The sequence below is a fragment of the Rhizobium sp. RU35A genome (assembly GCF_900156005.1).
Taxonomy (GTDB): domain Bacteria; phylum Pseudomonadota; class Alphaproteobacteria; order Rhizobiales; family Rhizobiaceae; genus Neorhizobium; species Neorhizobium straminoryzae.
Map to the genome: position 1 here is coordinate 439957 of NZ_FTMR01000002.1, position 24318 is coordinate 464274.

26 protein-coding genes are annotated in these 24318 nt (G+C 64.6%); 11 read left to right on the forward strand and 15 right to left on the reverse strand.

The genetic code is table 11. From position 1 onward, the window contains the following. Positions 1-57 precede the first annotated feature (57 nt). The 4 genes from F3H95_RS06660 to F3H95_RS27100 form a co-directional block, all read right to left on the reverse strand. Positions 58-342, reverse strand: a complete 285-nt coding sequence (locus tag F3H95_RS06660; protein ID WP_149745339.1) for a nitrile hydratase subunit beta — start codon at positions 340-342, stop codon at positions 58-60. Further along, on the reverse strand, positions 339-1709 hold the full coding sequence (locus tag F3H95_RS06665) for an NAD(P)/FAD-dependent oxidoreductase (RefSeq protein ID WP_149745340.1): 1371 nt from the start codon (positions 1707-1709) through the stop codon (positions 339-341). The genes F3H95_RS06660 and F3H95_RS06665 overlap by 4 nt, the downstream gene beginning before the upstream one ends. A 514-nt stretch (positions 1710-2223) precedes the next feature. Then, positions 2224-4896 carry a malto-oligosyltrehalose synthase gene (treY, locus tag F3H95_RS06670; RefSeq protein ID WP_188134308.1) on the reverse strand — a complete coding sequence of 891 codons (2673 nt, stop codon included), beginning with the start codon at positions 4894-4896 and terminating at the stop codon, positions 2224-2226. Between the two features lie 109 nt (positions 4897-5005). Next, the gene (locus F3H95_RS27100; RefSeq protein ID WP_188134309.1) at positions 5006-5278 is read right to left on the reverse strand and encodes a hypothetical protein; all 273 of its coding nucleotides are present in this window, start codon (positions 5276-5278) and stop codon (positions 5006-5008) included. A 152-nt stretch (positions 5279-5430) separates the two neighbouring features. Between F3H95_RS27100 and F3H95_RS06675 the strand changes: the two genes are divergently transcribed. Both F3H95_RS06675 and F3H95_RS06680 read left to right on the forward strand, forming a co-directional pair. Further along, the gene (locus F3H95_RS06675) at positions 5431-5619 is read left to right on the forward strand and encodes a DUF3008 family protein (protein WP_143127313.1); all 189 of its coding nucleotides are present in this window, start codon (positions 5431-5433) and stop codon (positions 5617-5619) included. Between the two features lie 196 nt (positions 5620-5815). Further along, entirely contained in the window at positions 5816-6127 is a 312-nt protein-coding gene (locus F3H95_RS06680; RefSeq protein WP_143127314.1) for a hypothetical protein, read from the forward strand. Positions 6128-6197: 70 nt separating this feature from the next. Here F3H95_RS06680 and hutX read toward each other — a convergent pair whose 3' ends face one another. Then, the gene (gene hutX, locus F3H95_RS06685; protein ID WP_149745342.1) at positions 6198-6731 is read right to left on the reverse strand and encodes a heme utilization cystosolic carrier protein HutX; all 534 of its coding nucleotides are present in this window, start codon (positions 6729-6731) and stop codon (positions 6198-6200) included. Beyond that, a complete protein-coding gene (locus tag F3H95_RS06690; RefSeq protein ID WP_143127316.1) occupies positions 6728-7072 on the reverse strand; it encodes an antibiotic biosynthesis monooxygenase in 345 nt (114 codons plus the stop codon). The genes hutX and F3H95_RS06690 overlap by 4 nt, the downstream gene beginning before the upstream one ends. A 198-nt stretch (positions 7073-7270) precedes the next feature. Here F3H95_RS06690 and F3H95_RS06695 point away from each other — a divergent pair, with 198 nt between their 5' ends. From F3H95_RS06695 to F3H95_RS06705, 3 genes are read left to right on the forward strand one after another with little or no spacing between them, the layout of a single operon-like run. Further along, a complete protein-coding gene (locus tag F3H95_RS06695) occupies positions 7271-8113 on the forward strand; it encodes an ABC transporter substrate-binding protein (protein ID WP_244617937.1) in 843 nt (280 codons plus the stop codon). 3 nt (positions 8114-8116) lie between these two features. Continuing rightward, positions 8117-9208, forward strand: a complete 1092-nt coding sequence (locus F3H95_RS06700) for an iron ABC transporter permease (RefSeq protein WP_143127317.1) — start codon at positions 8117-8119, stop codon at positions 9206-9208. Continuing rightward, positions 9205-9996 carry a heme ABC transporter ATP-binding protein gene (locus F3H95_RS06705; protein WP_149745343.1) on the forward strand — a complete coding sequence of 264 codons (792 nt, stop codon included), beginning with the start codon at positions 9205-9207 and terminating at the stop codon, positions 9994-9996. The genes F3H95_RS06700 and F3H95_RS06705 overlap by 4 nt, the downstream gene beginning before the upstream one ends. A gap of 6 nt (positions 9997-10002) precedes the next feature. On the opposite strand, the gene F3H95_RS06710 is transcribed toward F3H95_RS06705, so the two are convergent. Then, positions 10003-10362: a YbaN family protein gene (locus F3H95_RS06710; RefSeq protein ID WP_149745344.1), complete on the reverse strand. Its 360-nt coding sequence runs from the start codon at positions 10360-10362 to the stop codon at positions 10003-10005. A 150-nt stretch (positions 10363-10512) separates the two neighbouring features. Between F3H95_RS06710 and galE the strand changes: the two genes are divergently transcribed. The 5 genes from galE (at position 10513) to F3H95_RS06735 (ending at position 14463) form a co-directional block, all read left to right on the forward strand. After that, entirely contained in the window at positions 10513-11502 is a 990-nt protein-coding gene (gene galE, locus F3H95_RS06715; RefSeq protein ID WP_143127320.1) for a UDP-glucose 4-epimerase GalE, read from the forward strand. Positions 11503-11520: 18 nt separating this feature from the next. After that, the gene (gene ung, locus F3H95_RS06720) at positions 11521-12225 is read left to right on the forward strand and encodes a uracil-DNA glycosylase (protein WP_149745345.1); all 705 of its coding nucleotides are present in this window, start codon (positions 11521-11523) and stop codon (positions 12223-12225) included. Positions 12226-12361: 136 nt separating this feature from the next. Beyond that, on the forward strand, positions 12362-13294 hold the full coding sequence (locus tag F3H95_RS06725; protein WP_149745346.1) for a VOC family protein: 933 nt from the start codon (positions 12362-12364) through the stop codon (positions 13292-13294). Positions 13295-13303: 9 nt separating this feature from the next. Continuing rightward, positions 13304-13912 (forward strand): alpha/beta hydrolase, encoded by a 609-nt coding sequence (locus F3H95_RS06730; RefSeq protein WP_149745347.1) that lies wholly within the window; start codon positions 13304-13306, stop codon positions 13910-13912. Positions 13913-14061: 149 nt separating this feature from the next. After that, positions 14062-14463, forward strand: coding sequence for a RidA family protein (locus tag F3H95_RS06735; RefSeq protein WP_149745348.1), 402 nt, complete (start codon positions 14062-14064; stop codon positions 14461-14463). Positions 14464-14511: 48 nt separating this feature from the next. On the opposite strand, the gene F3H95_RS06740 is transcribed toward F3H95_RS06735, so the two are convergent. The 8 genes from F3H95_RS06740 to F3H95_RS06775 form a co-directional block, all read right to left on the reverse strand. Next, positions 14512-16041 carry a pyruvate kinase gene (locus F3H95_RS06740; RefSeq protein ID WP_149745349.1) on the reverse strand — a complete coding sequence of 510 codons (1530 nt, stop codon included), beginning with the start codon at positions 16039-16041 and terminating at the stop codon, positions 14512-14514. Between the two features lie 102 nt (positions 16042-16143). Beyond that, the gene (locus tag F3H95_RS06745) at positions 16144-16716 is read right to left on the reverse strand and encodes a transglycosylase SLT domain-containing protein (RefSeq protein WP_143127326.1); all 573 of its coding nucleotides are present in this window, start codon (positions 16714-16716) and stop codon (positions 16144-16146) included. Between the two features lie 69 nt (positions 16717-16785). Continuing rightward, positions 16786-17367: an NAD(P)H-dependent oxidoreductase gene (locus F3H95_RS06750; protein ID WP_149745350.1), complete on the reverse strand. Its 582-nt coding sequence runs from the start codon at positions 17365-17367 to the stop codon at positions 16786-16788. Positions 17368-17625: 258 nt separating this feature from the next. Further along, the gene (locus F3H95_RS06755; protein WP_149745351.1) at positions 17626-19041 is read right to left on the reverse strand and encodes an FAD-binding oxidoreductase; all 1416 of its coding nucleotides are present in this window, start codon (positions 19039-19041) and stop codon (positions 17626-17628) included. A gap of 4 nt (positions 19042-19045) precedes the next feature. Beyond that, positions 19046-20353 carry a cytosine deaminase gene (locus F3H95_RS06760; RefSeq protein ID WP_149745352.1) on the reverse strand — a complete coding sequence of 436 codons (1308 nt, stop codon included), beginning with the start codon at positions 20351-20353 and terminating at the stop codon, positions 19046-19048. Next, entirely contained in the window at positions 20353-21183 is an 831-nt protein-coding gene (locus F3H95_RS06765; protein WP_149745353.1) for an ABC transporter permease, read from the reverse strand. Before F3H95_RS06765 ends, F3H95_RS06760 begins: the two co-directional genes overlap by 1 nt. Beyond that, on the reverse strand, positions 21183-22013 hold the full coding sequence (locus F3H95_RS06770; protein WP_149745354.1) for an ABC transporter ATP-binding protein: 831 nt from the start codon (positions 22011-22013) through the stop codon (positions 21183-21185). Before F3H95_RS06770 ends, F3H95_RS06765 begins: the two co-directional genes overlap by 1 nt. Before the next feature lie 119 nt (positions 22014-22132). Continuing rightward, complete coding sequence (locus F3H95_RS06775) at positions 22133-23149, reverse strand: ABC transporter substrate-binding protein (RefSeq protein ID WP_143126724.1); 1017 nt, start codon at positions 23147-23149, stop codon at positions 22133-22135. Between the two features lie 180 nt (positions 23150-23329). Between F3H95_RS06775 and F3H95_RS06780 the strand changes: the two genes are divergently transcribed. Then, positions 23330-24307 (forward strand): LysR family transcriptional regulator, encoded by a 978-nt coding sequence (locus tag F3H95_RS06780; protein WP_143126725.1) that lies wholly within the window; start codon positions 23330-23332, stop codon positions 24305-24307. Positions 24308-24318 lie beyond the last annotated feature (11 nt).

A 24318-nucleotide genomic window follows, 5' to 3' on the forward strand; every position in this document is an offset into this window, starting at 1 on the left:
CGACGAAACGGCGGCTTGCGGGCCGCCGTTTCTCTTGGAAGGCGCGCTATCACGCTGTCAGGTGCTGCGGCCCACCTGCCGGGTCAGATCCTCGAAATCGGCGGTCTCGCCATGCTCTGCCGCGTCATTGGCCAGAATCAGCAGGCGGATGGGAAAGGCGACGGCCTTGTGATGCGCAGCCGAGACCGATTGCGGGTCCGGATTGGCAAGCACCAGCGTTTCCGCCTCGCGCAGCGTCTCGCGGATTTCCTCATGCGTCAGCAGCTGTTTTTCCACCAACAGGCGATTGATCGCGGCAACGGCGAGATAAAGACCCTCCAATTGCGGATTGGCGGTGTTCATCCCTGTTCCTCCTGCGTCTGTCGTTCCGGCACGTGATGGATGACGGTGAGGGTCTCGTCGATCAGGCGGGCGCCGCGCTGGCGGGTGAGGTAGCGCCAGATCCACTGCACCGTGACCAGAATCCGCTTTTCGAAGTTCACCAGCAGATAGACATGCACCAGCGCCCAGAGCAGCCAGGCGAAATAGCCCTTGAGATGCCAGCGTCCGAAATCGAAGATCGCCGCATTGCGGCCGATGACCGCCGTGTTGCCCCGGTTGCGAAAGCGGAAGGGCTTGGGAGTGCGACCCTCGAGCAGTTCCTGCCGCAGCGCTCGGCCGAGATATTGCCCCTGCTGCTTGGCGACCTGCGCCAGCGCCGGCAAGGGCTGACCGTCGTCTGCAAGCCCCAGCGCGGTATCGCCGATCGCAAACACATCCGTCAGCCCGCTGACGCGCAGATCTGGATCTACGGGAATGCGCCCGCCCGCCTTGCCCTCGATCCCGAACCAGCCGGCGGCCGGCGAGGCTTTGACGCCGGCCCCCCAGATGACGTTGGCGGTGCGGATCGTCTCGCCGCCGACGATGACGCTGCCGGCTGTGATATCCTCCACGCGCCGCCCGGTCATCACCTCCACGCCCAGCTTGCCAAGCGCCCGGGTGGCATAGTCGGTCAGGTCCTGCGGAAAGGCCGCGAGGATCCGCGGGCCGGCCTCCAGCAGCAGCACGCGAAAATGTTCCGGCGAAAGCTGGCGGAAATCACGGGTGATCATGAAGTGGCCGAGTTCGGCAATGGCGCCCGCCATTTCCACACCCGTCGGGCCGCCGCCGATGATGACGCTGGTGAGCAGCGCCTTTTTCTCCTCGGGATCCTGCGAGAGTTCCGCTCGCTCGAAGGAAAGCAGCAGCCGCTGGCGGATCTGCCGCGCCTCGTGGATGGTCTTGAGGCCGGGGGCTGCGGCGCGCCAAGCGTCATGGCCGAAATAATTGTATTCGGAGCCGGTCGCGATCACCAGCCGGTCATAGGGAATGGGAAGGCCGTGATCGAGGAGCACCGTGCGGGCAGCCGTATCGACGCCGGTCACCTCGGCCAGCACCACGCGGATATTGCGAAAGCGCCCGAGGCTGCGGCGGATCGGCTCGGAAATGTCGGCGGGGGACAGTGCGGCGGTTGCCACCTGATAGAGCAGCGGCTGGAAGAGATTGTGGTTGCGCCGGTCGATGACGGTGACATCGATGGGGGAATTGCCAAGGCCGCCGGCGACGGCCAGACCCCCGAAGCCTGCCCCCACGATCACCACGCGTGCAGGGCGCGCCGGAGGGCTCGCCGCCTGTGGCCGATGCCGCCTCGGGCCGCGCAGAAGGCTGCTGGTATCGGGGTGAAAGCTCATCGTCATTCCTTGCCGTCAGAGGTCGGGCGAGAGTCTGGATTGCCCCTGACGCTTTGCCCAACTGCTTGATCCATCAAAGGTTCCAGCTTTGGCAGGTGGAACCTTTCCCCTGTGCCACCGTTGATGGAGCGAACCAACCAGGGAGCATGAAAATGAACAGCATCGTCTGGCTCGTGGGAGCCGTGGTGATTGTCATCGCCGTCCTCAACCTCGTCGGCTTTGCCTGAAGGGGCGGCGCACGCTCCTTCAACGCAACCGCTCCATCGCAGCAAGGGAGACTATCATGAACAGCATCGTGTGGCTCGTCGGCGCCGTCGTCATCGTGCTTGCCGTCCTGTCCTTCGTCGGCATCGGCTGACCGGCAGGCGCGGGCCTTGTTGGGACGGGCCCGCTCGCAAGAAATGGTCTGCAAAAGGCGCTTCTCCCTTGGGAGGGCGCCTTTTTCCGTTGGTCCGGCCGAAACCTTTTGCGCCGGAACGGTGGACGGAGCCCGAAGGCTCCGCCCACGCTGCCGTCAGGTGCTGAGCAGGATGGCGAAGGGCCGCGTGGCGAACAGGCTTCGAACCTCAAGCTCGGCGCCGGGATCGAGGATATCGTCGGAAACGAGGTCGCGGAAACGGCGCCCGCCGAAGCGTTCGGTCAAGTGAACGGCCGTATCCCTCCAGGCATCGGGCGGCGGCAACCGGTCGCCGCGGCCCTCCAGAACGCCCAGCATCAGGCGCGGCGCGATCACCAGCAGGGACTGATCGGCTGTCCGCCGCCCAAAGGCGAGGATCTGGCGCGCCCTCTCTCCGCTTGCCGCCAGCGGCACGTATTCGCCCTTCGCAAACAGATCCGGCCGCCGGCCGCGATGGGCGAGCAGATGCTGGATCAGCCGCTGCTTCAGCCGCCCGTCCAGCCAGGCCTGCGGATCGGCCGGATCACAGGTGCAATCGAGGCCGGCGATCAGCGCCTCGAAATCCGGCGGTCGACGGTTGTCCGGATCGACCAGGCTGAGATCGAGACCTTCGCTGCCCTGATAGATATCCGCAATGCCGGGCGCGCAGAGCTTGATCAGCGTCTGGGTGATGCCATTGATCGCGCCGGCCAGAAGAACGGGCGACAGGAAGGCGATGAAATCGCGGCGAAAGTCCACCGCGTCCGGCGAGAGAAGCTGGCGGGCATAGTCTGTCACCGCCGCCTCATATGCTTCGTCCGGCTGGTCCCAGCCCGTGCGCAACTTGGCTTCACGCATCGCCTTTTCGAGATAGGCGACAAAACGCTCTTCCAGCCGTTGCAGGCCGTCCACATCCTCCGCTGTGAGATCCTGTGGCCAGACACCCGCCAGCGCCTGATAAATCAACCACTCCACCTCCGGCTCGGGGGCGGGGCCAGTCGGCAGCGCCTGCACGGCGGCGCGGTTCATGTGGCGCCAGCGGGAAAGGGCGCCGCTCCACAGTTCCGGCGCTTCGCCGAGCGCATAAAGCCGGGCGCGCGCATCCTCGCCGCGCTTGGTGTCATGGGTGGAGGTGGCGGACAGACCGGCCGGCTGCTCCTCGAACCGGCGCGCCATCAGCCGGTGGAATTCCGGCAGGCCGCCGATCTCGGGCATCGGCTCGCCGCCCACCTCGTTCAGCCCGATCATCGGGTTCAGCCGGAAGAACAGCGTGTCCTCCAGCGATTTTGCCATCAGCGGCCCGGTCAGCTGCTGGAAGCGGGTGCGGAACTCGGCGGCGCGGGCGTCCTCGCTCCCGGTGACATCGCCGACGAGGATGCGGGCGAGAAAGCCGAGCGCCTGCGGCTGTGGCGGGGAGGGCAAGGCGCGCACACTCTCCAGGATCTCCGTGAGCCGGTGCCGATCCGCCGGCTCCAGCCCCATGTCGCTGCCATAGGTGCGGTAGATGGGGAAGGCGAGCAGCAGATCCCGCAGCGCGGTCTTCAGGGCGGTTTCCTCGATGCGCCCTGCATCGTCATGACCGGCCGCGATCTCTCCGGCGAGCCTTGCCAGCCGGGCAAACTCGCCGGCGAAGTTCACGTCCACCATCCGCGCCTTGGCCTCGCGCAGTTCCGCCTGCGGATCGAGCGTGCGCCCGGCCACCTCGCCATAGAGGGCATTCAGGCGGGGCAGCGCCTCGCGGTCCACCAGCGCCTCGGACAGGGCTGCGATGAATTCGTAGCCGGTGGTGCCGGCAACCGGCCAGTCGGAGGGCAGCCTCTCGTTCCGGGCCAGGATCTTCTCGACGACGAGGTAGCAGTCCGGTCCCACCGCCTCGCGCAGGCGGGCGAGATAGCCGCGCGGATCGGCGAGACCGTCGACATGGTCGATGCGCAGACCGTCCACCTGACCGGAGAGAACCAGCTCGATGGTGAGCCGATGGCTTTCGGAAAACACCTCCTCGGTCTCGACGCGAAGGCCGGCAAGGCCGGTGATCTCGAAGAAACGGCGATAGCTCAGGTCATTCGGCGCATCGCGCCAGTTCATCAGCCGGTAGGGCTGCGCGTCATGCAGAACCTTCAGGCGGGCCGGATTGCCGGCCATCTCCGCCAGCGCCGCATCGATACCAGCGCGGTCCTCGGTTGCTGCGAGCTGTTTCATCTCCGCATGAAAATCGTCCTCGTCTTCCGGCGTGGCGAGCGCTGCCGCCTGCCGGATCCGTTCGGCCAGCGGATGGTCGATCCCGTCGAGGGCCAGCGCATAGGTGGCGGGCGACAGCGGATAGCGGCTGTCGAAATAGCAAAAGGCGAGACAGCCGGCGTCCGGGTCGAGGCAGAGCGCCATGTCACCCTTGCCGGCAACGGCTTCGAAATCCTCGCCGAGGAAGGGAAGCGTCAACCGCCTTGTCCAGTCGGCATCGAAGAAATGGCTGAAACGGCTGTCCTCGCCCCATTCCACCACGCTCCGCCACCAGCGGTTTTCCAGCGAGGCGGCCATGTGGTTGGGCACGATGTCGAGGATCAGCCCGATGCCATGCTGTTTCAACGCATCGCTCAGACGGTCAAAGCCCTCGCGTCCGCCGATCGTCGGATCGATCTCGTTGGCATCGGCCACGTCATAGCCGTGGGTGGAGCCGGCGGCGGCGGTGAAGATCGGCGAGGCGTAGAGATGGCTGATGCCGAGCCGCTTCAGATAGGGCACCAGCGCGGCTGCCCGATCGAAGGTCATGCCGTTGCGGAACTGGATGCGGTAGGTCGAGGTGGGGATGGTCAAGCTCGATGCGCCTCCGACGCGGATCTGGGATTCGAGCCTGCCCAACGTAAAAGACCCGCGCCGGTTCCTTGCAAGAAGGGCGGGGTGGCGGAACTCGCACACGCCTTGCTCAGCGTTCCGGATTATCGGCATTGGCCATCGGGCTCGGTCGCCCGTCCGGCTGGTCCGCATCGATGCGCTCGTCGAGGTCTTCGAGATCCGTCTCAACGATATAGGTATCGCCGCCGCCGAGGCGTGCGGCCTCCTGCACGGCCTTGACGTTCGTGACGTCCTCGCGGGCATGCAGCGCGTCTTCCACCCGTTCTCGGTCGTCCTCGGCAAAGCGGCGGGAATCCCCCTCCGTCATCTTCGCCCGTGCATCGAGATTGTCCTTGTCGTCCATGGTCGGATCCTTTCCCGGTTCGCCGCTTCGAACGGCTCGCCCCGACAACCGATGCGGCGGCCTTCCGGTTCCCTCGACGTGGATCGCGAAGGGGAACCACGACCGATGCTTCGCGGTTGGAAGAGCGTCAATCGCAACTCGGGAGAAGAGAGATGCCCGCAAAGTCCAAGGCACAGCAGAAGGCAGCCGGTGCGGCGCTCGCCGCCAAGCGCGGCGAGGTCAAGAAGAGCGCGCTGCAGGGCGCATCGAAAAGCATGGAGAAATCCATGTCGGAAAAGGAACTGCACGACATGGCCTCTACCAGCCGCAAGGGCAAGCCGGAACACGTGGCGAAGTCCTGACCGACGGCCGCATGGCACGCGATGATCCGGCACGGCCAGGTTTTCGCGCCGGCCGATGCGTCGCGTCTTGAACGCCGTCCAACGCTCCCCATATCAGCGTCGACCCGGTGGTCCGGGCCCCTCTGGTGGAAGGTCGGCGCTTCCACGATGTCGGACCTCTTTATCCTCGACATCGACGCCGACAGGGAGCCAGATCATGTTCTCCGATCTTGCCGCATGGCTGATCACCGCCTTCGTTCTCAACCCGGTTCAGGCCGAGCTTCGCCAGGAGCTGCAGCAGGCTGACGCCTCCGTGCAGATGGTGCAGCAGGTTCAGCAATGTGTGGCCTCCGAAGGGCCGCGGCTGATCGAGCGCGCCACGGGCGAGCCCGTCTGGGCCGTTCGCACCGCCATCGGCCTGACCCTCGGCTGGACGTCGCCCGTCAGCCTACTCGACGCCAGCAATCCGAACTGCGCGCCCATCCTTCGCCTGATCGACAGGGACACCGCGTCAGACGCGAGCGTGTGATGAGTGTGTCATGGATGCGAGATGACCACCGGGCGGAGGCGCGCGCCGTCCGCCCGGATCCGTTTGCCGCTCAGGCGTAGCGATCTCTCAGCGCCTCGAACTGCACAAGCTGTTCGGCCACCAGTTCGCGGGCCGCGTCGCGGCGCACGAACACCTTGAACATGGCCGATCCCTTGCGGTTCATGAACCAGACGGAACAGGAGCGGCGGCCGTGGAAGGCGCGGTCGACGAAGGTGATGCCGGCGCAGTTCTCCTTGCGGATATGCCCGCCGATGGGGCTGTCGCCGTGGATGTTGAACCAGCCATGCCCTTCGCTGCCGGAGGGAAGCGAGCCGCTCGCCTCCAGCACGATGTCATCGGTATGGACGATGAACAGCACCTCGCCCCAGGTCGACATTTCCGACCAGATCGCCTCGAAATCCTCTGACGATGCGGCAGTTGACGCGCCCTTCGGCAGGATCGAGAGAATCTCCGCCGGGGTCACCTCGGCCTTTGCCGCTATGGCTTCGACCACACCATCAGGTTTTTCGGCAAGAGCGGCGAGCGCCCGCGCGCGCCGCTCCGCCTCCGCCGCAGGTACTGCGATGCTTGCGGAAAGGCTCATGCGGCCTCCGCCGTCTTGCCGTTGCGGTCCTCGTGGATGATCACCTCGAAGCCCTCGAAATGCGGGCCGGAGAGATATTCCACCTTGCCGCGGTTTTCGCCTGCGCGCGCATGGGCAGCGCGGAACTGTTCCGACTTCGTCCAGGCGGTGAAATGCTCGTGGCTCTGCCACACGGTGTGCGAGGCATAGAGGGTGTGATCCTCCTGCTTCGGCCCCTTCAGCATGTGAAATTCCAGATAGCCGGGAACGGTGGAGAGATGACGCTCGCGGCTGCGCCACATCTCCTCGAAGGCCTCCTCGAAGCCCGGAACGACACGGAAGCGGTTCATCGCGATATACATGAGATCGAACATCCTTTCTAACTGGTGGAATGCACTCAAGATATATGTTGCCCGGCCTGTTGAAAAGGCTTAAACCGGTGTCATGCACTCAAGTTTATCCGGGTGTGTGAGGCGCCGTCGGTGTCCTCCCGCGCCCGGCCGATATCGGGATCGAATGATATGACGATGCGCGCCGTTCTCAAGGCCGGTTTTTTGTCCATGTGGCTCGCCACGGCGGTTGGCGGCATTTCCGCCTCCGCCTCGGATGCGACCAATCCTTCCGCAAAGCGCATCGTGTCGATCGGCGGCACGGCGACTGAAATCCTCTATGCGCTGGGCGCCGGCGACCGGGTGATCGCCCGCGATACGACGAGCAGCTATCCGCCGGAGGCGATGAAAAAGCCGGATATCGGCTATATGCGCGCGCTGTCGCCGGAAGGCATTCTCGGCCAGACGCCCGATCTGATCCTTTCCGAGGAAGGCGCTGGTCCGCCGGATGCGGTCGCGATCCTCAAGGCGAGCGCCATCCCGATGGTGACGGTCCACACGCCGCCGCGCGTCGATGCCATCGCTGGCAAGATCCGTGATGTCGGTGCCGCCGTCGGCCTGGCGGACAAGGCCGAGGCGCTGGCCGTCAAGACCGATGCGGACCTCAAGACGCTGGCCGCCGATATCGCCCGGCTGCCGCAGCCGCGCAAGCGGGTGCTCTTCGTTCTCTCGCTGGCCAATGGCCGCATCATGGCTGGCGGCAAGGACACGGAAGCCGCCGCAATGATCGGTCTCGCGGGCGGCGTCAACGCGGCCGATGCCATTTCCGGCTACAAGCCACTGAGCGACGAGGCCGTCATCGCGGCGCGGCCGGACGTGATCCTCGTGATGCAATCCGGCAATCACGGCCTTTCCAATGAGGCGGTCTTCGCCCTGCCGGCCTTCCAGTCCACCCCGGCGGCGGCGGCGAAGGCGCTGGTGCGCATGGATGGCCTGCTGCTGCTCGGCTTTGGCCCGCGCACGCCGGAAGCAGCCCGAAGCCTTGCCTCCCAACTCTATCCCGGGAGCTTCTGAGCCATGCGGGCGCTGACGCTGCCGGCACGCTTCAGACGCGATGATGGGGATCGCTCGGGGCAGGGCGTGCTCTGCCTTGTCCTCCTTCTTCTTCTCCTCGCGCTCGCCTGCCTGGTTTCGCTGGGCAGCGGGCCGACGGGCGTCAATCTCGGCCATCTCTGGCTCTATCTTACCGGCCGGGGCGAGGCGCTCGCCGTGCAGGAACGGGTGGTGCTGGAGGCGGTGCGACTGCCGCGCACGGCCCTCGGCATTCTCGTCGGGGCCGGGCTCGGCGTATCGGGCGCCATGATGCAGGGCCTGTTCCGCAATCCGTTGGCGGATCCGGGGGTCGTCGGCGTCACCTCGGGTGCGGCGCTGTTTGCGGTCGCCGGCATCGTCTTCGGTCATGGTGTGCTGGCGCCCGTCTCGATGGCGCTGGGCAGCCAGTTCCTGCCGCTGATGGCCTTTTTCGGCGGCCTGTTGAACACGTGGCTGCTCTATTGCATCGCGACCCGTGGCAACCAGACGCATACCACCACGCTGGTGCTGTCAGGTATTGCGGTCGGGGCGCTGAGTGCCGCGCTGACCGGCCTCTTGATCTTCATGGCCGATGACCGGCAGTTGCGCGACATTACCTTCTGGAGCCTCGGTTCACTGGGCGGCGCCACCTTTGCCCGCGTCCTCTCCGTGCTGCCTTTCGTGGCCCTGGTCATGGTCGTCATCCCCTTCGTGGCGCGGGGTCTCGATGCGCTGATTCTCGGCGATGCCGCCGCCTTCCACATGGGAATTCCGGTGCAGCGGCTGAAACGGCTGGTCATCCTGGCCGTGGCAGCGGCCTGCGGCGCGACGGTGGCGGTCGCCGGCTCCATCGGCTTCGTCGGAATCGTGGTGCCGCATCTGCTGAGGCTGATGATCGGCCCGGCGCATCGCTTCCTGCTGCCGGCCTCGGCGATCGGCGGCGGCGCGCTGCTGCTGCTGGCCGACAGCGTGGCGCGCACCGTCGTCTCGCCCGCCGAACTGCCGATCGGCATCATCACCGCGCTGTTCGGCGCGCCCGTTTTCCTGCTTCTGCTGCTGCGCCGCAAGGGCCATCACCACCGGGGAGATGCCGCATGATCCGCGCCGATGCCGTGACCGTCGAGCGCGCCGGCCGGCGCCTTCTGGATTCCGTTTCCCTGACACTGGAGCCCGGCACGATGACGGTGATCATCGGCCCCAATGGTGCGGGCAAATCCACCCTCCTGAAGGCGCTGACCGGTGAACTTGAGCTGTCCTCCGGGGCGGTGACCTATGACGGAGTGCGGCTTGCGGCGCATGATCCGCAGGCACTCGCGGCGCGCCGGGCCGTGCTGCCGCAGGCGAGCGAACTCGCCTTTCCCTTCACGGCGCTGGAAATCGTGCGGATGGGGGCGGTCGCGCAAGGCGCGCTCGATCCCTCGGCCGCCGCGCGCACGGCGCTTGCCCGCGTCGGCCTCTCCGGCTTTGAGGGGCGTGCCTTTCCCTCGCTGTCTGGCGGCGAACAGCAGCGCGTGCAGTTTGCCCGGGCGCTGGCGCAGGTGCCGCGTCCCGTCGAGGCCGGGATCGCCCGCGCGCTCTTTCTCGATGAGCCGACCGCCAGCCTCGATCTCGGCCATCAGATCGGCGTGCTGGAAACGGCACGCGCCTTTGCGACCGAGGGCGGGATCGTGCTCGCCATCCTGCATGACCTCAATCTGGCGGCGGAATTTGCCGACCGGATTGTGGTGCTGCACAAGGGCCGGGTTGCCGCGGAAGGTCCGGCGGTGGAGACGCTGAGCGATGCCACGATTGCGACCGTCTATGGCATCCGCGGTGCCGTCGGGCGCATGCCGGCCGCGCATATTCCCTTCATCCTGCCGCAGGCCCGCCACGGTGCTTCCGCCTGATTTTGCTCAGCTGGCATCCGGCCGCGTGACGATGAACAGTGACGAGCAGAGCAGGATAGCCAGCACCAGCAGCGCCCGCCACAGTGGCGGCGCGGTGCTCGCCACGAAGATCGCATAGCTGGCCGCCATCAGCCCGACCGCCGCCACCTTGGCGCGGCGGGAGATCGCGCCGTGTTCGCGCCAGTTTCGCAGAGGTGGCCCGAAGCGGGGATGGTTCAGCAGCCAGGCCTCCAGCCTTGGTGAGGAGCGGGTGAAGCAGGCCACCGCCAGAAGCAGGAAGGGCGTGGTGGGCAACAGCGGCAGGAAGGCGCCGAGAATGCCGAGCGCCACGAACAGCCAGCCGAGGCCCATCAATAGAATTCGCATCCCCGCATCCCTTTCCGTGCCGCGACCATAGCGCATGCCACACAGGATGTAATCCTCAGCCTGTACCATTCGTTCTGCTGTTGTTGCTGCTGGCAATCCGTGCCGTCCACACTATAGTGCGCCGCAATGTTGAACGGAGTGTCGTCTTTCATGTCTCAGAAGAAGGTTCTGGTCGTCGGTGGTGCCGGATACATCGGCTCGCACAATTGCCTGCTGCTTGCCGAGCGCGGCTATCAGCCCATCGTGTTCGACAACCTGTCCAACGGACATTCGGAATTCGTCAAATGGGGTCCGCTGGAAGAGGGCGATATCCGTGACCGCGCGCGCCTAGACGAGGTGTTCGCCAAGCATAAGCCGGATGCTGTGCTGCATTTCGCAGCTCTCATCGAGGTGGGCGAATCGGTGAAGAACCCGGTCGCCTTCTACGACAACAATGTCATCGGTGCGCTGACGCTGCTGTCGGCGGCCATGGATGCGGGCGTTCAGGCCTTCGTCTTCTCCTCCACCTGCGCGACCTATGGCCTGCCAGAACAGGTGCCGATGGACGAAACACACCGTCAGGCGCCGATCAACCCTTACGGCCGCACCAAGTTCATCATCGAGCAGGCGCTGAAGGATTACGGCACCTATAAGGGTCTGCGCTCGGTGATGCTGCGCTACTTCAACGCGGCGGGCGCGGATTTCGAAGGTCGCATCGGTGAATGGCATACGCCGGAAACGCATGCCATCCCGCTTGCCATCGAGGCGGCGCTCGGCCGCCGGCAGGGCTTCAAGGTGTTCGGTTCGGACTATGAGACGCGCGACGGAACCTGCGTGCGCGATTACATCCACGTGCTCGATCTCGCCGATGCGCATGTACGCGCCGTGGATTATCTTCTCAACGGCGGCGAGACGGTGGAACTCAACCTCGGCACCGGCACCGGCACCACGGTGAAGGAACTGCTGGCCGCCATTTCGGATGTGTCCGGCAAGCCGTTCCCGGTCGAATATGTCGGCCGTCGCGATGGCGATTCCACCACGCTGGTGGCCAATAACGAAAAGGCGAAGGCCGTGCTGGGATGGGAGCCGCAATATACCCTGCACGACATCATCCGCTCGGCCTGGGACTGGCATTCCAAGGCCAATTTTCACCTGCAATAACAAAAGGATCGCAAGAGTATGGCAGAGGGTGGCGTAAAGCTTGAAGACAGCTGGAAACAGGTTCTCGCGCCGCAGTTCGCCGACCCCTACATGGCCGACCTCCGCCGTTTCCTGACGGCGGAGAAGGAGGCGGGCAAGCGCATTTTCCCGAAGGGCAGCGAGTATTTTCGCGCCCTTGATCTCACGCCGCTGCCTCAGGTGAAGGTGGTGATCCTCGGGCAGGATCCGTATCACGGCGCGGGGCAGGCGCACGGGCTCTGCTTCAGCGTCAGGCCGGGCGTGCGCATCCCGCCCTCGCTCGTCAACATCTACAAGGAAATGCAGACGGATCTCGGCATTGCGCCTGCGCAGCACGGCTTTCTCGAGCACTGGGCGCGGCAGGGCGTGCTGCTTCTCAACAGCGTGCTGACCGTGGAGGAGGGGCGCGCTGCCGCCCATCAGGGCCGGGGCTGGGAGCGCTTCACCGATGCGGTGATCCGCGCCGTCAACGAGGAGTGCAGCCATGTCGTCTTCCTGCTGTGGGGCTCCTATGCCCAGAAGAAGGCGGCCTTCGTCGACCAGCGCCGGCATCTGGTGCTGAAGGCGCCGCATCCCTCGCCGCTCTCGGCGCATAACGGCTTTTTCGGCTCCGGCCATTTTTCCAAGGCCAATGCCTATCTGGTGTCGAATGGCCGGGAGCCGATCGACTGGCAGCTTCCGGTTGCGCCGGTGCAGGACGCCTGAAGGGCTGCAAGATTTGTTTTGTGAACAATCCGTTCTGATTGTTCACTCTATGCGCCAAGGATAAAAGCGACCATCTTCACCCCAGACAAGCGGACCGATCGCCGGCCCGCAGATCCTGAGGACAAAGGGGTAAGCCATGTTGAACCAGATCAAGGGCCTGCATCACGTCACGTCGATGGCCGCGAGCGCCCGCACCAACAACCAGTTCTTTACCGATACGCTCGGCCTTCGCCGGGTCAAGAAGACCGTCAACTTCGATGCGCCGGATGTCTACCATCTCTACTATGGCGACGAAGTGGGAACGCCGGGTTCGGTGATGACCTATTTCCCGTTCCCGCATATCGCGAAGGGCCGTCCCGGCACTGGCGAGGTCGGCACCACCGTCTTTTCCGTGCCTGAGGGCTCGATCGGCTACTGGGGTGAGCGCCTCGCCTCGAAGGGCAGCCTGGAGTTGAAGGCCGATGAAGCCTTCGGTGAAAAGCGCCTGAACTTCTTCGGCCCGGATGGCGACGGTTTCGCGCTGGTCGAGGTGAAGGACGATGCCCGCGCACCCTGGACCGGCAATGGTGTCGATGTCGATCATGCCATTCGCGGCTTCCACTCGGCCTCCATGCGGCTGCGCGATGAAGGCGCCACCGTCGAACTGCTGAAGTTCATGGGCTACGAGCAGGTCGACCACAAGGATGGCGTCACGCGGCTGGCCATTCCCGGCGGCAACGGTGCCGATACCATCGACATCGAAACGATGCCGAACATTGCGCGGGCCAATCTCGGTGCCGGCTCCGTCCACCATGTCGCCTTTGCGGTCGAAAACCGTGAAAAGCAGCTGGAGGTCCGCAAGGCCCTGATGGATACCGGCTATCAGGTCACCCCGGTCATCGACCGCGACTACTTCTGGGCGATCTACTTCCGCACGCCGGGCGGCGTGCTGTTCGAAATCGCCACCAACGAACCGGGCTTCGACCGCGATGAGGACACCGCCCATCTCGGCGAAGCGCTGAAACTGCCGACCCAGCATGCCCATCTGCGCTCCTATCTGGAACAGCACCTGGAAAAGCTGGAAGGCTGAGGACAGATCATGAGCACGAATGCCTATGTTCACCACGCGCGCCCCGGGAAACCGGGCGCGCCCATTCTCTTCGTCCTCCACGGAACCGGTGGCGACGAGAACCAGTTTTTCGACTTCGGCAGTCGCCTGCTGCCGGAGGCGACGGTGATCTCGCCGCGCGGCGATGTGTCGGAACATGGTGCGGCCCGCTTCTTCCGCCGCCGGGCCGAAGGTCTCTATGATCTGGAGGATCTGGCGCGGGCCACGGAGAAGATGGCGGCCTTCGTCGCTGCCCATCGGGATGCGGCGGCCGCCGGCCCGGTGATCGGCCTCGGCTTCTCCAATGGCGCCAACATTCTCGCCAATGTGGTGATCGCGCATCCGGACCTGTTTGCCGCCTCGGTGCTGATGCATCCGCTGATCCCCTTCCAGCCGCAGCCGCGGGCGGGGGCTGGCCGGGTGCTGATCACCGCCGGCGAGCGCGACCCGATCTGCCCGGTGCCGCTGACGCAGTCTCTCGCCGATTATTTCGCCGCCCAAGGCGAGGAGGTTACCCTCGACTGGCACCCCGGCGGCCACGAGATCCGCAGCAACGAGATCGAGGCGGTGAAGCGGTTTCTGGCGCCTTACGGGGCTTGATGGCTCCTCAAATCGCCCCACCTTCCGCAGTTCGTCAGTCCTGATGGGGGAAATGCTGCGGCGTCTGATGCGCCGCAGCATTTCCCCTTCCGGCCCGTCTTGCCGTCGCTATACTTTCCTCGATACCCACAGAATCAGGAGAGGGCGGCATGGCGTCGTCGGAAAAGCAGGTCTTCAACCCACCCTCCGTTCGCAAACCCTTCGGTCATTACAATCACGGGCTTCTGGTGCCGCCGGGTGCCCAGTTGCTGGTCACCTCCGGCCAGCTCGGTATTGCGCCGGATGACACCATTCCGCCTGACGTGACGGGCCAGGCGGAACTCTGCTTCGAGGCGATCAAGGCCATTCTGGCGGAGGCCGGCATGAGCTTTGCGGACGTGATCCGCATTTCCGCTTTCGTCACGAAGCGCGAGGATTTCGCCCCCTACATGGCCGTGCGCGACCGCTACACGCTGGAGCCGAAGCCTGTCTCCACGCTGATCGTGGTCGGCGGGTTCACCCGGCCGGAATTTCTGGTCGAGGTGGAGGTGACGGCGGCGAAGGTGATGTAAAGGTCGGAAGCGGGCTCCGGCGTCGACCGCCGAAGCCCCCGGCAGATATCACGCCTGCCAGCTTTTCAGCGCCCGCAGCATCGGCGTCTTCTTGAAGATGTGCCCGTCCATGCGCGAGAGCAGATGATCGAGCAGCGAGACGGCTTCGCTGACGGCCGGCCCCTTGTTCAGCATCACGCATTCGGCGCGGGCGGCCATGGCCGCATCGGTCATTTCGCCGCGCGAGGGAAGGCCGGTCTTCACCAGATCCTCCAGCACCTGGGTCGCCCAGATGGTCGGCACCGAGGCGGCCTCGCAGATCCACAGGATCTCCTCCTGCATTTCCGCGACGCGATCGAAGCCGATTTCGGCGGCGAGATCGCCGCGGGCAATCATCACGCCGAAGGGGCGCTGGTGGCGGAAGGCTGCGGCGATCAGGGCCGGCAGGTTGCGCACCGCCTCCGGCTGCTCGATCTTGGCGACGAGCCCGAGCGGTGTCTCACGCGGAAGGCTGCGGGCAAGCGCTGCCTCCAGCAGATCGATGTCTTCCGGCCGGCTGACGAAGGAATAGCCCAGCATGTCCGCGCATTCGACGACGGTCGAAAGATCCGCCTCGTCCTTGGTGGTGAGCGGCGAAAGGCCAAGCGCCGTGTCGGGCAGGTTCAGGCCCTTTTCCGGCTTCAGCTTGGTGCCGCCGGTCTTGCAGTGGGTCACGCGGATGATCGCGTCCGTCAGCGTGCGGGCTTCCACCACGCCTTCCAGCTTGCCGTCGTCATAGCGGACCCGGTCGCCGACCGAGAGGCGGGTGACGATTTCCGGCAGCGAGACGGAGGCGCAGGCGGTGACGCCGCCGGTCAGCGCCGGCTCGCCGTCTGCCACAAGGCGGAAGAGATCGTTGACCTGCAGCTTGCCCTTCTTCTCGGGCATGATCTGTTCGGTGCGGATCTTCGGGCCGGCAATGTCCATCAGCACGCGCACCGGCACGCCGAGCTTTTCGCCGGCTGCCCGCACATGGGCGGTCATTGCCATCCAGGCGGCGCGGTCGTCATGGGCGCAGTTGATGCGGGCAATGTTCATGCCGCGGCGCACGAGATCGAGGATGAGATCCGGATCGGCGGCCGCTTCGCTCGGCAGCGTCACCATGATGCGGCCGCGACGATTTGCCGGGGCTTCGCCGAACAGGTCGTCGGTGGCCGTCACCAGATCCGCCTCGCCGCGGAAGAAGGTTTCCTCCGTCGGGCGGACAAAGGGGGCCGGGCGACCGGCTGCGGCGGCAAGGCTTGCCAGCGTCGCATCGAAGGTCGGCAGCACGCGGCTTTCCAGCCGGCCGAGCGAGGAGAAGCCGAGGCGCATCAGGCGGCGCTGCAGCGGGCGGATGTCGCGGCGCCGCAGCGTCAGGTAATCGGCCAGATTGGCAAGCCGCGCCTCGTCGGCAAACGGCAGCTCGGCCCCGGCTGCCAGTTGCTCGACGAGCGGCGCGGTTTCCTTGGCGATCGACTGGCGCAGGAACAGCATGTCGGCGAAGAGTGCGCCGAGGTCGTCATCCTCTGCGGTTTCAGGGGTGGGAAGCTGGTTCAGGTCTGTGGCTGTGTTTTGCATCATCGGTCTCCGCATCGCTGGTGAGACGCTGCGATGCGGAGGTGACGATGGTGTGACGGAGAGCGTGCTGTCTTTGCGTCAGCGCAAGAGCGGGCGGTATTGTTACCGATAGCCGCAGGCGCGCAACTGGTTTTCATAGCGGCTGGCTATGCTTGCGGAGCGTTCCGCCGCAGCGCGGGTGCCGGAGGAGAAATCGCCGCGCGCATAGCCGTTATGGCCGGAATAATAGGCGAGGTAGAGGCGATAGCCGTCCGTCAGGGCGATTCCGTTGCGGTCATGGCTCTTGCGATGATACCAGCCGACGAAATCGATGGCATCGCCGAAATCCGAGCGGCTTGCGCCCCAGCGGCCGGTTTCGTTCTTGTAGGTTTCCCAGGTGCCGTCCAGTGCCTGAGCATAGCCATAGGCCGAGGAGGGGCGCGTCCAGGGAATGAAGCCCAGCAGCATGGTGCGCGGCGGGCGTGCATGGGCGCGGAAACCGGATTCGGTGTAGATTGTCGCCATCAGCACGGGCACGGGCACGCCGTAACGCTGCGATGCCGTATTGGCCTCGCGCGCCCAATTGTTGAAGAGCCCGTCCTTCTGCGCGAAAATGGCGCAGATATTGTCGATCCTGCTGGGTGCCGTGCCGCAACCGGCAAGAACCAGAAGGGCGATGAAGAACGCATAACGCATCGCTAGACCTCTTGTTCCTACATCGGATCTAGCGGGAAAGATTTAATTAAACGTTTAAATGATAAAGTGTCAGAAATTCTCCATTTCCCGTTCCACCTTCGAGAGGAAGGCGGCGCGGGTTTCCGGCGTGCAGTTGTTCATGTCGTAATGCGCGAGAAATCTTACCGGCGCGCCGATCTTGATCTGGGCGCGGATGACGCGGGTGATCACCTTTTTCGGCGGGTTGCCGACCAGAAAGGCCCGCATCGGCGTGCCGCCATAGGTGAGGACGGCGGCGAGTTTCTCGATGTGGCGCAGCGTCGGCGTCAGCTTGCCATCCTCAAGCGCGAAGGACACGCCCGGCAGCCAGACCCGGTCGAAATAGCCCTTCAGCATGGCGGGAAAGCCGAAATTCCACACCGGCGTGCAGATCACGAGGCCCCGCGCGGCTTTCAGCCGTTCCACATAGCTTTCCAGTCCTGCCATGTTTTCCGGATGATCGTGATAGATGCGCCGCCCGTCGGCGGAAAGGACCGGATCGAAGCCTTCCGCATAAAGATCGCAGGCATCCACCTCGTGGCCGGCCCGCGCCAGGCTCTCGCAGGTCTTGCGGAACAGGGCCTTGCCGTAGCTTTCCTCGACGGGATGGGAATGCAGAACGAGTACGCGCATGTCAAAAGCTCCAAGTTGTTGCCCGCCGGCTGCCGCTTTCCGGCCCGATCGGGGTTCAAGTCAAAACTTCCGCGCCGTTTGTCCCAGCACCGCATTCCCTCGCCGCCCAGCCGAGAGAGACACGATGCCATGTGCGTGAACGCATGGGCCGGCGGAGCCGGCCGGGAGTACCTTCGGAATGGATGGGTTGGCGGTTTTCCTGTGGTGTTCTCAGATGGTTGTGCCTGTGGTATCCCCCCGGATAAGGCGGTCGCGATCCTATTCCCCCGCTTCCGCAAACGCCTGCAAACCCGGAAAGAGATAGTTCTTGCCCGCCTTGAAATCGAAGCTCGGGTTCTCCCAGGCAATCATCTTGCCTGGGTTCAGCAGCCCTTGCGGATCGGTTTCCTTCTTGAAGGCAAGCTGCACCTCGTCGGTCTGCTTCATGCCGCCTTCCTCCAGCGTGTAGCGGTGCGGGTTGAAGATCGGGCAGCCGTGATCCTCGTGGATCTTGATGATCTCCTCCAGCCGCTCCTTCGTCGTGTAGCGCACCAGGGGCAGGCCGGCGCATTGCATGTTGCCGTCGAACTTGATGAACTCGAGATGGCCGGGCACTTCGTCGCCGAAGATTTCCACCATCTTGCCGACCTTGGCCACATGGTCCGGGCTCGGATACTGGACCTGCAGATAGGTGAAGGTGGGATCGACCTTCAGCGCGCGCAGCGTCGTGTGGTTCCAGGCAAGTTCATAGGCATGCGGAATGCCCTTCATGCTCTCCACCTTGTCGGAGCGGAACAGGATTTCGCCCTTCATGCGCTCTGTCAGCGCCGTAAATGCATCAATGGAATGGGGCGCCACCATCACCACCACGATCGACTGGCCGCGATGGCGGATGAAGGGTTTGTGGCGCGGGAAATAGTCGTAAGGGATGGGGGCGGCGATCGGTGCGATTTCCTTCAGCAGCAGCCCGTTCTTGTGGGCCAGCACGTCGGAAAAGCGCACCGCATCCATGAAGTCGTCATAGCCGACCAGCACGTCTACCCAGTCATAGGCCGGGGCCAGCGGCATTTCCACCTCGGTGATGATGCCATTGGTGCCATAGGCGTGGCTGACCTTCTGCAGGTCCCAGGCGGTCAGTTCCAGCACGCGCGGCTCGGCCTCCATGGTGACGACACGCAGGCGCAGGATATTGCCGAGATCGCGAAGGCCGCCCCAGTGGATGGAGCCGACGCCGCCGGAGCCGCCGGCGATGAAGCCGCCGATGGTGGCGGTCTGGGCCGTCGACGGGTGGAAGCGCAGTTCCTGGCCGGAATGCGCCTTTGTCTGCTTGTCCAGTTCGGCGATGATGATGCCGGGTTCGCAGATCACGCGGCCGGGATGGATTTCCTTGACCTTGTTCATGTTGATGAGGTTCAGCACGATGCCGCCGGACAGCGGCATGGCCTGGCCGTAATTGCCGGTGCCGGCGCCGCGGGGCGTGACCGGCACGCCATGCGCAAACGCGACCTTCAGCGTGCGGATGACCTCTTCCTCCGATTTCGGCGAGACGACGAGATCGGCGGTGACATTGTCCAGCTCGGCCTTCAGGATCGGCGAATACCAGTAGAAATCCCGGCTCTTCTGGCGCACCAGCGCCGGATTGTCCTCCACCGCGATGCCATCGAGTTCCTGCTTGATTTTCGCGTAATCGGCCATGTCGTCACTCGCTCATGATCGGGTCAAGGTCACGGTAATCCGGCAGGCGGCGGTCGATGCCCATGCCATTCCGCATCACGATGCGGTCCGCCTGCGGACGGGAAAGGAATTCGCTCCAGCGGCGCGCCGAAAACAGCACGAGATCGGCGGGTGCACCGGCGCGGATGCGGCCGAGATCCGACCGGCCCAGAATGTCGGCCGGCGTGGTGGTGACGACGCGGGCGGCCTCATCCAGCGGGTGGTCGAGATGCAGGATGCGCACCGCCTCGCGAAACACTTCCACGGCATCGAGATCGCCATAGGCATAGAAGGGATCGCGCGTGTTGTCGGAAGAGACGGCGGTCTTCACGCCGGCCGCCGCCAGTTCGTGAAACAGCGTCACCCCCCGCCAGCGCGGCGTGCGCCCGGCATGGCGGTCCTGCAGATACATGTTGCACATCGGCAGCGACACGACCGAAAGCCCGGCCTCCGCCACGAGGTCGATGGTGCGTTTGGCGAGCTCGTCGTCCTGTCTCGCCAGCGAGCAGCAATGGCCGACGGTGACTGCGCCCTCAAAGCCGGTCTTCAGCTTGATCTCGGCAATGGTCTTCAGCGTCAGGACCTGCTTGTCCTCGGTCTCGTCCACATGCAGGTCGATGTCGAGGCCGTTGTCGCTGGCGGCGCGGAACAACGTTTCCAGGATCTTTTCGAAGTCGGGCAGGATGCGGGTCGCGCCGCCCAGCAGGCCGCCATGGCGTTTCGTCACCGCGACAATGTCGCCGAACACAGTCTCGTCCAGCACCGCGTCGAGCGGCAGCAGCGAGACGGCCTGCAGGGCGATCCGGCCCTTCCAGTCCTCGCGGATTTCGGAAAACACCTCGAAGGAAATACGGTGCTGCGGCGGCAGGCTGTCCAGATGCGTGCGTATCAGGCCGGTGCCGTGGGCATGGGCCGTCTTCAGCGAGAATTCCATGCGCGCCCGCACATCCTCCGCCGTCCATCGGGCAGCGCGGTCGGCGCCGACATTTTCAAGCGCGCCCATGAAGGTGCCGTCCGGGTTGCGGCGGCGCTCCCAGATATGGCCCTTGTCGAGATGGGTGTGCATGTCGACGAAGCAGGGCCAGACCATGCCGTCGCGCAGATCGGTGCGCGGCAGCGCGGCGGGCGCCGTGCCGGGAGACAGGATGGCATCGACGCGGCCGTTGGCAATCACCAGATCGGCGGATACGAGGCCTTCCTTGGCCGGCGCCGCAAAGCCTTCCACGGCAATGGCGGGCAGGGTGGCATTGGCAAGAACGAAGTGCGGAGCCTTCGGAAGATCGGTGAAGTCCATCAGTTTTCTCTCCGGACGCTGCTTTCGTGCCAGCGGTGCAGCCCAAGCCATGCAATGAAGGAGGTGATGCCGAAGATCACCACGCCAAGCGCCGAGAGCAGCACGAGGGCGGCAAACAGGCGCGGGATGTTCAATCGGTACTGTGCTTCCAGCAGGCGGAAGGCGAGGCCGGATCCGGCACCGGCGGAGCCGGCGGCAAATTCCGCGACCACGGCGGCAATCAGCGACAGTCCGCCGCCGATCCTGAGCCCCGTCATGAAGTAGGGCAGGGAGGCCGGCAGCTTCAGATAGATCAGCGTCTGCCAGCGGGAGGCGCCGTAAAGGTCGAACAGGTTCAAGAGGTTGTGGTCGACGCTCTTCAACCCCTGCACCATGTTGGAGAGAATGGGGAAGAAGGCGACGAGGAAGGCGCAGATGAGGAGGGCAACCTGCGTGGTTGGCGCATAGATGAGGATCAGCGGCGCGATCGCCACGATCGGCGTGACCTGCAGGATCACCGCGATCGGATAGAAGGCCGTCTCGATCCATTTCGACTGGATGAGGAAGATGGCAATCCCGACGCCGCCGATGAGCGCCAGGCCAAGGGCGGCCATGGTGATCTGCGTCGTCACCCACAGCGCCGGTGCGAGCGTGCCCCAGTCCTTGACGAGGGACTGCGCCACGGCGCCGGGGCCGGGGAGGATATATTGCGGCACGCCGGTTGCGGTCACCAGCACCTGCCAGAGGAGCACCAGCGCCACGACGACAAGGATCGGGATCAGGATACGCAGCAGCGTTTCGCGGTTTTTCGCGGCGGAAGCGGCGGTCGGGACGGGAGAGGCCGTGCTCATCAGTGCATCTCCATGGTTTCGCCGCCCATGGCGTCGAGGAGGGCGGCCGACACCTTTTCGCAGGCCGCGCGATAGTCTTCCGAGGCACGGTAGAGCGGCCCCCGTTCGAGGCTGGTCTGCAACGGAAAATCCGCATGCACGCGGCCGGGCCTTGCTTTCATCACCACGATGCGGTTCGCCAGATAGGCGCTCTCGAACACGGAGTGGGTGACGAAGATGACCGTGATGCCGGTATCCCGCCACAGCTTAAGCACGTCATCGTTCAGCTTCTGACGGGTGATTTCGTCGAGCGCGGCAAAGGGCTCGTCCATCAACAGCAGCTTCGGCTTCGTCACCAGAGCGCGGGCGATCGAGACGCGCATCTTCATTCCGCCGGACAGTTCGCGCGGATAGGCCTTCGCGAAATCCTTGAGGCCGACGGTGTCCAGTGCCGTCATGATGGCATCGGCAGCATGGGCCCTCGAAACCCCACGCAGGCGCAGCGGCAGGTAGACATTGCCGAACACCGTCTGCCACGGCATCAGGGTCGGTTCCTGGAAGACGAAGGAGATATCGCCTTCCGGCAGTCCCCTGGCATTGATGCGCGAGGCCGGCCAGTCGATGGTGCCGGTCGTCGTGTCGCCGAGGCCCGCGATGATCCTGAGCGCCGTTGATTTGCCGCAGCCAGACGGCCCGAGCAGGCTAACGAATTCGCCGCCCTCGACGGTCAGCGACATGTCGGAGAGCGCCAGCGTGCCGCTGGAAAAGCTCTTGGAAACGTTGCGCATCACCACCAGCGGACGCTTGTGGGAGGAGCCGGGCGGTATGTCGAGCGATTGCAAATCTGTCATTCCGTCACGCGATCAAAGGGCGGGCCTTCGCTGTTCTTCCGGAAGGTAAGGGCGTCTCACCTCCTCTGTCCTGCCGGACAGAGGAGGTCATTGCGCACCGCCGAGCGATACCGATCCCCTTACTTCTTCAGCGCCATGCCCACGCCCTTGCAGACGAACTTGGTGGTGTAGGCCTTCTTGTAGTCGAGGTCCTTCGGCTCGACGCCGATCGAGACCATTTCATCGAAGAACTGCTTGTAGCGGGCGTCCGTCATGCAGCCGATGCCTTTGGTCAGCGCATCGCCGGATTCCAGGATGCCGTATTCCTTCATCTTGGCGATGGAATAGGCGATCTGACCATCCGTCATTTCCGGATTGTCCTTCTTGATCAGGTCATTCGCCTTCTTATTGTCGCCGTAGATGTAATTGTACCAGCCCTCGATCGAGGCATCGACGAAGCGCTGCACCACATCCGGCTTCTTGTCGATCATGCCCTGCGTGGTGGTGATCATCGTGGAATAGGGGCTGTAGCCGGCATCGGCGAGCAGGAAGACCTTCGGTGCCCAGCCGGCCTGCTTTTCGATCTCATAGGGCTCGGAGGTCAGGTAGCCCTGCTGCGCGGACTTCTTGTCGGCGATGAACGGCGCCGGGTTGAAGGTGTAGGGCTTGTACTGGTTCTCGCGAAAACCCTTGAAGTTCTTCTTCATCCATTCGAAGTAGGTGACGTAGCCGTCCTTGCCCATGAAGATGGTGTCGAGCTTGGCCAGATCCTCGAACTTGTCGACGCCGACACCGGGATGGGCGAGCAGAACCTGCGGGTCCTTCTGGAAGATGGAGGCGACCGACACCATCGGAATGCCTTCCTTGACGGCGTCCATGTCACCCAGCGGCCCGCCCATGTAGAAATCCACCTTGCCGGCAATCAGCAGCGCACGGTTGGCGGCGTTCGGGCCGCCCTGCACGATCTTCACCTTCAGGCCGTATTTTTCGTAGGTGCCGTCGGCAACCGCCTGATAGAAGCCGCCATGCTCCGCCTGGGCCAGCCAGTTGGTGCCATAGGAAACCTCATCCAGCGCATGTGCCGACCCGGCGGCGGCAAGGCCGAAGGCAAGCGCCAGGCCTGCCAGATATGCGTGTGTCTTTCGCAGCTGTTCCATCCGACCGTTCCCTTGTTGTGGTGTGGCGCGTCCCTGCGCCATCCTTTTTTCCATTTCAGCCATTGCTTTCGCGCTTTGAAAAGCATCAAAATTCGCACGGATTGATGCCTTTCAGGCAGCGCTGGCTGCAGGCTTGCATAAAGTGTGCGCCATGGACAAAATTTAAGCAATGGACTTCCGATGCTGCACTCCCGCAAGCTCCAGTATATCGATGAAATTGCCCGCTGCGGCTCCATCCGCAAGGCGGCGGCTCGGCTGAATGTCGCCTCCTCTGCCATCAACCGCCAGATTCTGGCGCTGGAGGAGGAACTCGGCGTGCCGATCTTCGAGCGCATGCCGCGCGGCCTGCGCCTGACGGCTGCGGGCGAATTGTGTATCGAGCATATTCGCGAGGTGCTGAAGGCTTATGACAAGCTGGAAACCCGGGTGCGCGGCCTGAAGATGCCGCAGGCCGGCCGCGTCTCGATGGTGTCGACGGTCGGTCTGGCCGCAGGGCCGATGCCGGAGATCGTGGCGCGCTTCGTGGAGCGGCATCCGCGCATCCGCATCCAGCTTGCCATAGACGGCGCCACCACCACCGCCAATCCGGTGCTGTCGGGCGAGGTGGAGATCGGCATCGGCTTCAACATTCCGGCGACGCCGGGCCTCCGGACGCTGGCAAGCTTCGATATTCCGATCGGCGTCGTGCTGCCGCCCGATCATCGGCTGGCGCAGGATGAAGGGCCGATCGATCTTGCCAAGGTGGTGCAGGAGCCGCTGGTGCTCGCCCAGCCCGGCATGAGCCTGCGCACCATGATCAACCTCATCCTGGCGCCGCTGCCGGTGCCGGTGGAGCCCGTGGTGGAAACCGGCGCGCCGGAAACGCTGCGCCATCTGGTCAAGCGCGGGACAGGCCTCACCTTCCTCAACCCGCTCGATGTGCTGGGCGAATGCCGGCGCGGCGAACTGGTGTTCCGGCCTCTGTCGGAATCCTGTCGCCGGCACCAGCCGATGAAGATTTTTACCCGGGCGCGGGCGACGCTCGATGCGGCGGCGAGCCTGTTCATCGAATTCCTGCTGGCCGAGCTTGGCCAGCAGGTCGCCGAACTGGAGGCGAAGGGCCATGTGCCGCGCCAGGCGGGCGGCGCGGCAGGCCTGCGGGACGAGCAGACGCGCTGAGGCCTGCGGCT